Source organism: Salinispirillum marinum, from assembly GCF_042650105.1.
Classification (GTDB): Bacteria; Pseudomonadota; Gammaproteobacteria; order Pseudomonadales; family Natronospirillaceae; genus Salinispirillum; species Salinispirillum marinum.
Map to the genome: position 1 here is coordinate 988,893 of NZ_JBHSAL010000002.1, position 11,728 is coordinate 1,000,620.

Annotated in this window: 11 protein-coding genes; 4 read left to right on the top strand and 7 right to left on the bottom strand. The window is 54.1% G+C overall.

Annotated elements, in window-relative coordinates; genetic code table 11:
• Positions 1–25: 25 nt before the first annotated feature.
• Entirely contained in the window at positions 26–439 is a 414-nt protein-coding gene (locus tag ACFOSD_RS11800) for a DNA polymerase III subunit chi (RefSeq protein ID WP_380696752.1), read from the top strand.
• A gap of 95 nt (positions 440–534) precedes the next feature.
• Positions 535–3,408 (top strand): valine--tRNA ligase, encoded by a 2,874-nt coding sequence (locus ACFOSD_RS11805; RefSeq protein WP_380696754.1) that lies wholly within the window; start codon positions 535–537, stop codon positions 3,406–3,408.
• A 109-nt stretch (positions 3,409–3,517) separates the two neighbouring features.
• Here ACFOSD_RS11805 and ACFOSD_RS11810 read toward each other — a convergent pair whose 3' ends face one another.
• Positions 3,518–4,342: a MerR family transcriptional regulator gene (locus tag ACFOSD_RS11810; protein ID WP_380696756.1), complete on the bottom strand. Its 825-nt coding sequence runs from the start codon at positions 4,340–4,342 to the stop codon at positions 3,518–3,520.
• A gap of 91 nt (positions 4,343–4,433) precedes the next feature.
• Here ACFOSD_RS11810 and ACFOSD_RS11815 point away from each other — a divergent pair, with 91 nt between their 5' ends.
• Positions 4,434–5,360: a sigma-70 family RNA polymerase sigma factor gene (locus tag ACFOSD_RS11815; protein WP_380696758.1), complete on the top strand. Its 927-nt coding sequence runs from the start codon at positions 4,434–4,436 to the stop codon at positions 5,358–5,360.
• A gap of 17 nt (positions 5,361–5,377) precedes the next feature.
• On the opposite strand, the gene ACFOSD_RS11820 is transcribed toward ACFOSD_RS11815, so the two are convergent.
• The 3 genes from ACFOSD_RS11820 to pdxR all read right to left on the bottom strand — a co-directional run bounded on the left by ACFOSD_RS11820 (position 5,378) and on the right by pdxR (position 9,144).
• Entirely contained in the window at positions 5,378–6,433 is a 1,056-nt protein-coding gene (locus tag ACFOSD_RS11820) for a BamA/TamA family outer membrane protein (protein ID WP_380696760.1), read from the bottom strand.
• Positions 6,434–6,517: 84 nt separating this feature from the next.
• The gene (locus ACFOSD_RS11825) at positions 6,518–7,432 is read right to left on the bottom strand and encodes an energy transducer TonB (RefSeq protein ID WP_380696762.1); all 915 of its coding nucleotides are present in this window, start codon (positions 7,430–7,432) and stop codon (positions 6,518–6,520) included.
• 287 nt (positions 7,433–7,719) lie between these two features.
• Positions 7,720–9,144, bottom strand: a complete 1,425-nt coding sequence (pdxR, locus tag ACFOSD_RS11830; RefSeq protein ID WP_380696764.1) for a MocR-like pyridoxine biosynthesis transcription factor PdxR — start codon at positions 9,142–9,144, stop codon at positions 7,720–7,722.
• A gap of 104 nt (positions 9,145–9,248) precedes the next feature.
• Here pdxR and ACFOSD_RS11835 point away from each other — a divergent pair, with 104 nt between their 5' ends.
• On the top strand, positions 9,249–9,896 hold the full coding sequence (locus tag ACFOSD_RS11835) for a pyridoxamine 5'-phosphate oxidase family protein (RefSeq protein WP_380696766.1): 648 nt from the start codon (positions 9,249–9,251) through the stop codon (positions 9,894–9,896).
• Here the strand turns inward: ACFOSD_RS11835 and cueR are convergent.
• From cueR to ACFOSD_RS11850, 3 genes are read right to left on the bottom strand one after another with little or no spacing between them, the layout of a single operon-like run.
• Complete coding sequence (cueR, locus tag ACFOSD_RS11840) at positions 9,893–10,291, bottom strand: Cu(I)-responsive transcriptional regulator (protein WP_380696768.1); 399 nt, start codon at positions 10,289–10,291, stop codon at positions 9,893–9,895. The two genes, ACFOSD_RS11835 and cueR, sit on opposite strands and share 4 nt — an antisense overlap.
• 25 nt (positions 10,292–10,316) lie before the next feature.
• Positions 10,317–11,252, bottom strand: a complete 936-nt coding sequence (locus tag ACFOSD_RS11845; protein WP_380696770.1) for an SPFH domain-containing protein — start codon at positions 11,250–11,252, stop codon at positions 10,317–10,319.
• Positions 11,253–11,271: 19 nt separating this feature from the next.
• The gene (locus ACFOSD_RS11850) at positions 11,272–11,721 is read right to left on the bottom strand and encodes an NfeD family protein (RefSeq protein WP_380696772.1); all 450 of its coding nucleotides are present in this window, start codon (positions 11,719–11,721) and stop codon (positions 11,272–11,274) included.
• Positions 11,722–11,728 lie beyond the last annotated feature (7 nt).

The window sequence follows — 11,728 nt, forward strand, 5'->3', positions numbered from 1 at the left end:
CCCGTTTCGGCTTTATGTGGTGGCTATGACCCAAGTGGATTTTCACATTCTCAGTGTGCAACAGTTCGACGAAGCAGCGCTGTACGTGTGCCGTTTGGCGGAAAAAGCCTGGCGTGCCGGGCATCAAGTACTGATTCACTGTGATGACGCCTGGATGACGCCCATTGACGAGCTCTTGTGGTCCTACCGGCCTGAATCCTTTGTACCTCATGGTCTCCTCTCAGATGGCCTTGCGCCGGTGAATATTTCAAGCCAGCATGCGTGCGGTGAACATCATGATGTGATGATTAACCTCTCACATGATCAACCTACCTCGTTCTCACGATTTAATCGGGTCATTGAAGTGGTGTTTGCGGAAGACCGCTTAAAGGCGGTGAAAAGATCACATTATAAGTTCTATCAAGAACGAGGCTATCCGCTCAAAAGTCACCCGATGTAATCGCGTTTACGCGCTGTACCAAGGTGCACCCTGCCCGCTATTCCGGTTATACTTTGCGCCAACTTTATTCACCCAATGACAGATTTCGGAACCCCATGGATAAGACCTATCGTCCGCAGGACATTGAGCAAAAACACTACCAACACTGGGAACAGAAGAATTATTTTGCCCCGCGCGGTGAAGGTACGCCCTTCAGCATTATGATTCCGCCGCCCAATGTCACCGGCAGCTTGCACATGGGGCACGCTTTCCAACACACCATCATGGATGCCTTAACCCGCTATCAGCGCATGATGGGCAGCAAAACCCTATGGCAGCCGGGCACCGACCATGCCGGCATTGCAACCCAGATGGTGGTTGAGCGCCAACTTGCCGAGCAAGGCATCAAACGCCATGAGTTGGGCCGCGACGCCTTTATTGAGAAAATATGGGAATGGAAAGCCAAGTCGGGTGGAACCATCACCGAACAAATGCGCCAATTAGGTGATTCGGTCGACTGGTCGCGTGAACGTTTCACCATGGATGAAGGGCTGTCCAACGCCGTGCGTGAAGTGTTTGTTCGCCTGCACGAAGAAGGTCTGATTTATCGCGGTAAGCGTTTGGTGAATTGGGACCCGAAACTGCACACGGCGATTTCCGACTTGGAAGTTGAGAACAAAGAAGAACAAGGCCACCTGTGGCACTTCCGCTACCCCTTGGCGGACGGCGCAAAAACCGCCAATGGCGAACGCTATTTGGTGGTTGCCACGACACGCCCCGAAACCATGCTGGGTGATACTGCCGTCGCAGTGCATCCAAAAGACGAGCGCTATGCGTCGTTGATCGGCCAATTTATTGACCTACCCTTGGTGAACCGTCGCATTCCTATTATTGCCGACGACTACGTCGACATGGAATTTGGCTCCGGTTGCGTCAAAATCACCCCGGCGCATGACTTCAATGACTACCAAGTGGGCAAGCGCCACAACGTTGCGCTGGTCAACATTTTTGACCAGAACGCCAGCGTCTTGGCGGAAGCCCAAGCGTTTCAGTATGACGGCACCGAATGGACCGATTTTGCTACCACGCTGCCCACTGAATACGCCGGCTTGGACCGTTACGAGGCGCGTAAACTGATCGTCGCTGCCTTTGACGCGGCCGGTTTATTGGCGGAAGTGAAAGATCATACGCTGCAAGTCCCGAAAGGTGACCGTTCCGGCGTCGCGGTAGAACCGTGGCTGACCGACCAATGGTATGTTGATGCCAAAAAACTCGCCGAGCCCTCGATCAAAGCCGTCGAAGACGGTGCCATCCAATTCGTGCCCAAGCAATGGGAAAACACCTACTTCTCGTGGATGCGCGACATTCAGGATTGGTGTATTTCGCGCCAACTGTGGTGGGGTCACCAGATTCCGGCGTGGTACGACGAGTCGGGCAACGTCTACGTGGGCCGTGACGAAGCCGAAGTTCGCAGTAAACACGGGTTAGGCGACAACGTGACATTGCGCCAAGACGAAGACGTACTGGATACCTGGTTCAGCTCCGCCTTGTGGACGTTTTCTACCTTGGGCTGGCCTGAAAAAACACCCGAACTGGCAACCTTCCACCCGTCCAGCGTGCTGGTAACCGGGTTCGACATCATCTTCTTCTGGGTTGCCCGGATGATCATGATGACATTGCACTTCATGAAGAACGACGACGGCACACCCCAAGTGCCCTTCCACACCGTGTATGTGACGGGCCTGATCCGTGACGAGAACGGACAAAAGATGTCGAAGTCGAAGGGCAATGTCATCGACCCGTTGGACTTAATTCACGGCATCGACATCGAAGCCTTAGTCACCAAGCGCACCAGCGGCTTGATGCAGCCCAAGCTGGCCGCCAAAATCGAAAAGGCCACTCGGCAATCCTTTCCGGACGGCTTCGAGCCATCTGGCACTGACGCGTTGCGTTTTACCTTAACGTCTTTGGCTTCCAACGGGCGCGACATCAAGTTCGATGTGAAGCGCCTCGAAGGCTACCGCAATTTCTGCAACAAGCTGTGGAATGCGGCGCGCTACGTGGAAATGAACACCTTGGCCGAAGACGGTTCACCGCTGGATTGTGGCCAGTTCGATGCGAATGCTGAGGTTGCGTTGTCACTGGCTGACCGCTGGATCATTTCACGCTTACAAAGCACCGAAGCCGACATGAACCGCCATTTCGCACAGTACCGCTTCGACCTTGCCAGCCAGACACTTTATGATTTTGTCTGGAACGAATACTGTGACTGGTATCTGGAACTGAGCAAGCCGATTTTCTGGGACGAAAACTCAACCGCTGAACAGCTGCGTGGCACACGTCGCACGCTGATTCGCGTGTTGGACGCCATACTTCGCTTGGCCCACCCCATCATGCCGTTTATTTCAGAAGAAATCTGGCAATCGATCAAACCGCTGACCGGCAAAACCGGCGACAGCATCATGCTGGAACCCTACCCGCAGCCAGAAGAACACAAAGTGGATGCCGCCGCCGAGGCGGACCTGGACTGGGTGCGAAATGTCATCGTTGGTGTGCGTAACATCCGTGGCGAAATGAACATTTCACCCAATAAACCCATCCCGCTGCTGTTGAAAAATGGCCGTACAGAAGACCAGCGTCGCCTTGACGACAACCGTAACTTCTTACAAAAACTGGCTAAACTCGAAAGCATCATTTGGTTGAATGCCGACCAAGATGCCCCACTGTCCGCCACGCAACTGGTCGGTGAAATGCAGGTTTTGGTGCCCATGGCCGGATTGATCGACGTGGCTGCCGAGCTGGCACGTCTGAACAAAGAAATCGAGAAAGCGGAAAAAGAACTGGCGCGGATTCAGGGTAAATTGAGCAATGAAAAGTTCACCGCCAAAGCGCCTGCCGACGTGGTGGCTAAGGAACAGGAAAAAGCCGATGCGATTTCCGTCTCACTGGCGCAACTGAGCGAACAGCGTAGCCGTATCGAATCGTTGTAACCTTGATGTCCAGCTATCCGAAGGGCGCAGGGCGTATGCCTCGAAGCGCGACTCCCCGGCCTGCCGTGGAGCGCTAGAGGCATACCCCGAAAGCGCTTCTTGATGAAACCTAAGACTCGCCAGCAATCACCGCCCGCAGCGCCTCTTCCAGAGGCTGCTGCGCGGCCTGAGTCCAATGATACAACCGTTGGTGCAGTTCAGCTTGAGCAGGACTGTCCAAGCTGCATTGTTGGCTGTAGCGCGCAAATTCGCGCAACTGCAACAATATTGATGCCACATGCCTTGGACATTCGCACTCTAGGTTCGGTACTGCACTGGCCCACTTAACCAGCTCCTCATCTTTAAACGATGTATTCGGGCTCTGCTGTAACAGCCAATCCATCAACGTAGACCAACCCAAAGGCCCGGACACCGCTGCGATACCCTCCGCCGACAACTGTTGCACCCGGCGGTTCAGGGCATAGTGATACACCATCAAAACCGGCACGCCAGCATTGGCCAAACGCTGCGCTCGCGTCACGTGCTGATCACTTAACGAACCGACTTCCCATATCAGGACACCGGTCGCCAACGTCACATCCATCTCGTCAAGAACACGCGCCCGGTCACCAAACCAAGACGCAAAGTCAGCCACCACCCGCAAGCCGCAAAAAGAGATATGACCCGGAATGTTCTGGTTCACCTCACTGGGATTCATCTTCCGCAGGGTAGGTAAGTCCATATTAGCCAGATCGGTTAATGACCAACCTCGAGCCTTCAATTGCGACACGGTGCGTAAGCGCTCGAGATCGGCCTCCGAATACAGCCGATGCCCACCGACGGACCGATGACTGGCATCAATGTTATAACGTGCCGCCCATTTGCGTAACGTCGCGGCCGCAACCCCGGCACGCCGACTGGCTTCCGCCATACTAAAGAAAAGTGTCTCAGCCATGTCTCGTTATTTATCCAAATTGTGTGAGTCGAGTGATCTTTTGTCGCACCTTGAGCATACGTACATAAAACACCAACTGGTTCAGTGCATCATGACGAAAAACGATCGTACGGCTTGGTACTCACAATTGGCGAATGACTATCCGGCGCTGTCAGCGAAACAACAGCAGGCGTATCTTTGGGCCTTAATGCGTGCACTCGTTCGCTTACAATGTTGGCGGGGAGACGCCATACCGGCTTACCTGAACCGCTGCAAAACCCGCTTGCAGCAAGTAGAGTCGGAAGTGGAGAATATCTGGCAAAGCGAGCATGACGCCATCGCTTATTGGCTAGAACACCTGCGCGCTGAGAGCCGCCGGCATCCGACTCTGCGTCGCCGTTGGGCAGTCGTTGAGCAGATCAGAAAGCGGATTTTGCTGCACAACCAGCGCTTAATCATCCGGCAGGTGCATCGCCGTCCAACCTACAGTTTGGAAATTGGTGATCTGATCATGGAAGGCAACGTCGGGTTAATGCGGGCGCTGGATCTATTCGATCCGCGCAAAGCGTATCGATTTTCTACCTATGCGCATTTCTGGATTGAACAGTCTCTGCTGCTGGCGCTAAAGCAAAAAACGCACACCGTACGCACACCTTTAAGTGCCATCAACAAGGCCTATCAAGCCAATAAAGAACGGGATCTGCTGGGTACGGAAACGATGTCGAACCAAAAGGCCTTCACGGACACCCTGTCATTGGATGATCCCGATGTCATCCTGGATTTAGACCATTCGGACTCGCGGCGGGCGCAAGAGCATTCCGATAACCAGCGCTTGGTAAAAGAAATTTTGCGCCGTTTACCGGATCGCCTACGTCAGGTACTGTTGCTACGCTACGGTGTCGATCAGCGGGATAATGTCGGCTACCGGGAGATAGCCGACCAGATGGGCGTAAGCCGCGAACGGGCACGGCAACTGGAACAAGAAGCTTTGGCGCAATTGCGGAATGACCTCCTAAGCCAAAATACAGAATGGCAATAAGGTAACCCGTCCGTGCATTAAAACGCTTCACCGAAATTGATCACGGCACCACCCCGACCATCAACCCAGCCCAGATCGACCCGGATATTCAGTCGGCGTTCGCTGCTGATGGAATAACGAAAACCAAGGCCACCGCCCGTTTTTAAGGCGGACTCAGTCCATTCGCCGGGATCAGCGCCAATCTGGCCTACATGCGTAAAGACGGTGGTTGCGAAGCGTTGACTCAATGGGATCCGCGCCTCTGCTTGTGCACTGACGGTGGTCAAATTACGGTACTGCGCGCCATCCAAGCCACGCATCCATTGCGTGCCATTCAGCGACGGCATAAAGATAAACGGCGTATCCGCCGAGGCGAATTGCCATTGTGCACCCAGCGCCAACACACTGTTGCGCCACTGTGGCGACATTCCCCAGTATCGGGTCGCTTCTTGTTGGAAAATCGAAAACGCCTGCTGTTCGGCCTGCCCGGTGGTGATGCCGCTGATAAAACGGCTGCCTTGTGTCGGCCAGCCATTGTCGTCCGTCGTGTCCCGGGAGAGCTCAAATTCAAGAGCTTGCGCTGTGCCACCGGTCGTCCACGCAACATTATCTAAGAGAGGGCTGGATGGATTGTCAAAGGTGACGTCGGCCCAGGCTGCTAGGCCAGTAGCTTGAGCACGCCAGTTCGTGTTTAAAGGATAGGACCAACCCGCGCTCAAGGTCACAGATTCTTCGTCATAGCGCTCGCCTTCCGCTAGAAAGGTGGTTCGGTAGCCAAAAAATTCGTTGGGGAACTGGCTCAACCGAATGCCCAACTCAATAGCGTCTTGGCGTTCGGCTACCGGGCCTGGCAATCGAAGGCCCGTCGCCAAAGACCGCTGACCGTTTTGGGTGAGCACAAAAAATATATTAGCAGCCAAGGCGTCGGGCTCTGGCGCTTGCTCCCAAATACCCGCTGCGCCAAACTGGAACCCGGTATCTTGCTGATTACCAAACACCGGTAAGATCACAAATTCTGACGCCGACACCGTGTGCACGAACCCGGCGCTCGCAATGGCCAACCAACACGCGAGACCGCGTTTTTTGCTCTTCATAAAAAACTCACCCAAAGACCAGTAATTAGCGGGACTATACTGTACTTACAGCCGTTTGGATTGCTTTTGTGACAAACGGCACGATCAGCGGATGAACTGCAGCTGATAGACGATGGGCAAGGCAAACTCCAAGGATGATTGGTCCTGTGCCAACAACTCGGAGGGAAAGTCCGGTAAGGTGATGTCGCGCAGAATCAACTGTCGCGCTGCATCATCCAATACCTGTTGCCCACTGGATGCGGCGATCAAAAAATCTTCGATACCCTGCTGAGCATGAATGGTGAACTGTACCTGCACCACCCCCTCCAAATTACGTCGCTGCGCCCGCCGGGGATACTGCATGGACGCTTGCAAGCGTTGCAATAACTCCGTTTTGTAGGCATCGATTGCCCGTTGCCGGGCAAGATCCTGCGCCATTGAGTTGGCCAGCACATCGCTGCCTGTGGGCTGCGCCGCGCCGTCACGAGACGGTTCATTGATGGGAGACACCATAGCGGCTGACGCCACAGTCGTTGGTTCTGGCTCTGATTCTGGCTCTGATTCTGGCTCTGATTCTGGCTCTGATTCTGGCTCTGGCTCTGGCTCTGGCTCTGGCTCTGGCTCTGGCTCTGGCTCTGGCTCTGGCTCTGGCTCTGGCTCTGGCTCTGGTTCTGGTTCTGGTTCTGGTTCTGGTTCTGGCTCTGGCTCTGGCGACGGTGCCAGGGCATAGGCAGTATCCGTGGCGGTTGTTGTCAACAGAGCAACATCATCCGGTGCGTTGACGGGTGGATGGATGGAGGGATTGTCTGCCAATGGAACAGCCATCGGCGCCTGCAGCTCAATCATGCGCAAAGCGGGTACAGCCGAGGTAACTTGGCCAGCGGGCATGGTCAAGTTCACTTCAGGCAGCAAAGCCATAGCCACCAAAGCATGCGCCGTTCCCGACGCCAACAAGGCAGGCCAAAGCCAAGAGCGTCGCCTCGGCTGACGCTCAGACGTCCAAATTTCCTCTTCGATCATGAATCCAACTGTTTTACTCGCAACATGATATAGCCAGAACCACCCACATCAGCGTGACAGTGATGGATGCTGGAACAGGTCGACGATTATCCATAGATCCCTGACGATGGTAAAACCCTACCCTAAAACACGTTGCTATTCTGCTCCGTTCAACGCTGTAAATCGACCAACATACGGGCCCGTAATACGCAACCGATGGCCTTTAATCCTCGTCCATTCTGCATTCTAGACATCACTGCACGCCATCAACGTGCGCGAAGACTTGACTTGGTAGGCATCTGCATCGTTCAAGTCACCGCAAACTCGGCAGCAAGCGCCTTTACAATATGGACCATATCGTCCTGAGAGGGTTGACTGAACCCAAGAACAAAACCCTGTTGCGCGGTACTCACATTTTGATAGTGCGCGGACAGAACGTTCAACTCTATGCCCTGTGTTAACAAGCGCTGAGCGATCTGTTGGTCCCAGCATCCGCTGCTTGGCTCGCGCCGTCGCGCCAGCCAAGCGGGCTTAATGCTCGCGCGCACATGCATACCACCAGAAGGCGATTGCCAATCCAACCACGGGCTCAGATGTTCGGCTAAAAGACTCAATAAGACATCGCGTTTTTCTCGATAATGGCGCCGCATTCGATTGAGATGACGGTCAAACGATCCGTTGAGCATAAAGTCCGCCAGTACCGGCTGGACCGGGAGAGCCGCTGAACCACCCAAAGCGCGCTGACTACGTGCCATAGAGTCAACCCAGGACAGGGGCACGACGACGTACCCCAATCGTAAGCCACGAAATAAGACTTTCGAGAAGCTCCCTACCAACGCAATACGATCTTGGTGGTCGGCCTGCATCAAAGGCAATTGTGGGCGCCCTTGATAGGTAAATTCGGTGTCGTAATTGTCTTCGATTACCCACAAGTTTTGCTCTTGCAGGGTTTGTAGCCATGCCTGTCGACGGGCAGAACTCATGCTCATACCTAAGGGATATTGCCGGTTAGGCGTCAAGAGTGCGACCTGCGGCCGAACCGATGCCAGAGGCAATTGCGCGCCTTCGTCGTCTACGGGCAAACACTGAACACCACGGCGGCGTTGCTGTAACAGCGTGCGCATCGGCCCATACGATGGATCCTCCAGCCACCATTGCGCGTTGGGAACAACGGATTCCAACGCATGCTGTAGCAGCACCAAAGCGTCCCGATTGCCTGCGGTGACCAATATTTGTTCGGCGATACAATCCAGTCCGCATGAACGCTGAAGATAGTCGGCAATGGCCTCTTTGAGCAAGGGATAACCTGTGGTGTAGCGCCCTTCGAGCAACTGTGTGTCCGGTTTAACCCAAGCACGCCGCATACTGGCGGCCCATTGGCGAGCGGGAAACACGGTACTGTCCGCACCGGAATCACAGCGTATGTCATGCCTTGCAGGGGCCAACAACGGTCGCGTTTTCTTTGGTAACGCGACAGCCCAACGAGTATCCGCGACCCGCACCCCACGCTTAGGCTCACTGACCAGGAATCCTTCGGCAATTAAATGATCATAAGCCCGGCTGGTGGTGGTACGTGATATCCCAAGCATGGCCCCTAACTGGCGCGATGACGGCAACCGATCACCAGATGACCATAGGCCCGTCGTAATGCCCCGCTTTATATGCTCAATCAACTGCCGATAGCGCTTGCCATGTTGAAGCTCAACCGACCACAGGAGATGCGCATTCGGCATAATCTGGCCTCTAAAAATAATCAATATCTGGATATTTAATTAAATGCCAGATGCCCTAAGCTGGCAAGGGCCATTACCCAGTCATTGATGTAAAGGAGTTTTTAATGCGCACCCTTGAGAATGCACCCTTGCATGGCCAACGCAGCCACGTAAAACGCGGCCCTGGCCGAGCCTTATACGACCGCAAGGTACTTGACGAAATTCTGGATACAACGCTGATGTGTACCGTAGCCCAAAGTATCGACGGACAACCCTTCGCGACCCCTACTTGCCACTGGCGCGAAGGTGATTATGTGTATTGGCATGGGCATGCCAAAGCACGCAACCTCGCCATTGGGCAGGAGGTGTGTGTCAACATCGCGCAGTTGGATGGTTTGGTACTGGCGCGTTCAGCGTTTCACCATTCGGTCAATTATCGGTCGGCAACCTTGTTTGGTCAGGCCGAAGCCATCACTGATCCACTGGAGAAAGCGCGGCAGTTTGAACGTTTTGTGGACAAGGTATCACCCGGACGCTGGGCGCACCTCCGGCCAATGACCGACAATGAAGCAAAAGCCACCGGCTTGGTCAGGCTGCACATCAACGAGGCGTCTAGTAAGATACGCGCCACGGGTGTGAACGATGATGAGGCAGACCTTAATTGGCCGGTTTGGGCGGGCATTATACCCTTGGAAAAACATTGGGGTAAGCCGCAACAAGAAGCACAGACGGCGGTATTCGAGCTTCCTGAAACACCACTGAAGGCCTATTAGTCGCCGCGATCAGGCTCAGAGAGATGATCCAGAATGGCGCAGTGTGCGGAGTCATCCCCCGGACATTGCGCCACCCAAGACACCAGCGTTTCACGCATCTGTACGAGGTCCCGCATTTGTTCTTCAATGTGCGCCAAGCGATGCTCGGCTACCGACTTAACCGCAGCACTGGCGCGCTGCGGGTTCTTTTGCAACTCGAGTAAGCTACGACAATCTTCTAGGCTAAAGCCTAAACTGCGGGCGCGGCTTAAAAAACGGAGCGACTGGATATCCCGATCCGTGTAGTCGCGATATCCATTGTCCAAGCGATGGCTGTCCAGCAAGCCAATGCTTTCATAATAGCGAATGGTTTTTGCGGTTAATCCAGACGCTTGCGCCGCTGCACTGATCTTCACCTGCTCTCCGTCGTCTCGTTACCGATTACGTTTTCTTCTGCGTAGCGCGCAACACCTCGGACAACCCGGCAACCGCCCCACCAATGTTGGACAGTTCTGCCGGGATGATCATGGTGTTATTGGTTTTCGCCAGATTACCGAACTCTTTCACATATTGTTCAGCAATGCGAAGACTGACGGCTTCCGAACCACCCGGTTCTTTGATGGCGAGGGCAATTTTGCGAATACCTTCCGCCGTGGCTTCAGCGATCAGCTCGATCTCACGGGCGCGACCTTCTGCCTCGTTGATCTGCTTCATTTTCTCACCTTCGGACAGGTTGATGACTTCCTGTTTCTGGCCTTCCGATACGTTGATCATGGCCTGACGTTCACCTTCCGACTTGGCAATGGCAGCACGACGTTCACGTTCGGCACGCATCTGTTGTTCTAAGGCGTCTTTGATGCTGGTCGGCAATTCAATGTCAGAAATCTCATAACGCAGAACCTTAATGCCCCAAGGTGCTGCGGCCTCATCCAATGCCCGCACCACTTCTTCATTGATCTTGGCCCGCTCTTCGAAGGTTTTATCCAAGTCGGTTTGCCCGATTACCGAACGCATGGTGGTTTGTGCCAACTGCGAGGCGGCGTAACGATAGTCGTTGATACCGTAACTGGCTTTATGGGAATCCACGACCTGAATGTACATCACCCCGTTGATGCCCACCTGTATGTTGTCTCTGGTTACACAGGCTTGGCGCTCTACATCAATGACTTCTTCTTTGAGTACTTGTTGATAGGCCACCTTGTCGACAAAGGGGATAAGAAAATGGAAGCCTGAGTCGAGGGTCCGGGAATACTTGCCCAAACGCTCTATGACGAAGTTGCTTCGCTGCGGCACAATGCGCGCCGACTTAAGAATAACAATAATGGCCGCCAGCGCGATGCCGATGCCAAGCAGTGTTCCGAGATCAAAATTTTCCATGATGCTTTCCTTACAGAGGTTAATTACCCGGTTTTTGACGTGTTACGGTTAGGTGAATCCCCTCATTGGCGATCACCCAAGCCACTTCACCAGCCTTTAAGTCATCGGCCGATTCGGCATCCCACGCTACACCATTCAAGGTGACACGACCACTGCCTTGGCTGAAATCTTGCGCAACCGTTACGCGCTCGCCAATATCGCGCTGAAACTGGCTGCCCTGCTCACCCGCGTCTGCCGTAAAACCACCAAATAAGCGCTGAAAATGTTTACGGGCAACGACCAAACTGAGCAAGCTAATTATCCCGAACAACGTAAATTGCATGCCTAAACTGTCTACCCAGCCGAGCCATACCAACAGCCCGGTTACCAGGGCGCCGATTCCTAAGAAAACGGCGACGATGCTGGTCGCCATCAACTCACTGAGAATGAGGGCAATGCCCACAATCACCCAAATAATTGCTGTATTCATTGTTCTT

Bases quoted from the DNA above. Each gene is read 5' to 3' on its own strand.
- ACFOSD_RS11800 (WP_380696752.1), top strand. From the start codon at position 26: ATGACCCAAGTGGATTTTCACATTCTCAGTGTGCAACAGTTCGACGAA.
- ACFOSD_RS11805 (WP_380696754.1), top strand. From the start codon at position 535: ATGGATAAGACCTATCGTCCGCAGGACATTGAGCAAAAACACTACCAA.
- ACFOSD_RS11810 (WP_380696756.1), bottom strand. From the start codon at position 4,342: ATGGCTGAGACACTTTTCTTTAGTATGGCGGAAGCCAGTCGGCGTGCC.
- ACFOSD_RS11815 (WP_380696758.1), top strand. From the start codon at position 4,434: ATGACGAAAAACGATCGTACGGCTTGGTACTCACAATTGGCGAATGAC.
- ACFOSD_RS11820 (WP_380696760.1), bottom strand. From the start codon at position 6,433: ATGAAGAGCAAAAAACGCGGTCTCGCGTGTTGGTTGGCCATTGCGAGC.
- ACFOSD_RS11825 (WP_380696762.1), bottom strand. From the start codon at position 7,432: ATGATCGAAGAGGAAATTTGGACGTCTGAGCGTCAGCCGAGGCGACGC.
- pdxR (WP_380696764.1), bottom strand. From the start codon at position 9,144: ATGCCGAATGCGCATCTCCTGTGGTCGGTTGAGCTTCAACATGGCAAG.
- ACFOSD_RS11835 (WP_380696766.1), top strand. From the start codon at position 9,249: ATGCGCACCCTTGAGAATGCACCCTTGCATGGCCAACGCAGCCACGTA.
- ACFOSD_RS11845 (WP_380696770.1), bottom strand. From the start codon at position 11,252: ATGGAAAATTTTGATCTCGGAACACTGCTTGGCATCGGCATCGCGCTG.
- ACFOSD_RS11850 (WP_380696772.1), bottom strand. From the start codon at position 11,721: ATGAATACAGCAATTATTTGGGTGATTGTGGGCATTGCCCTCATTCTC.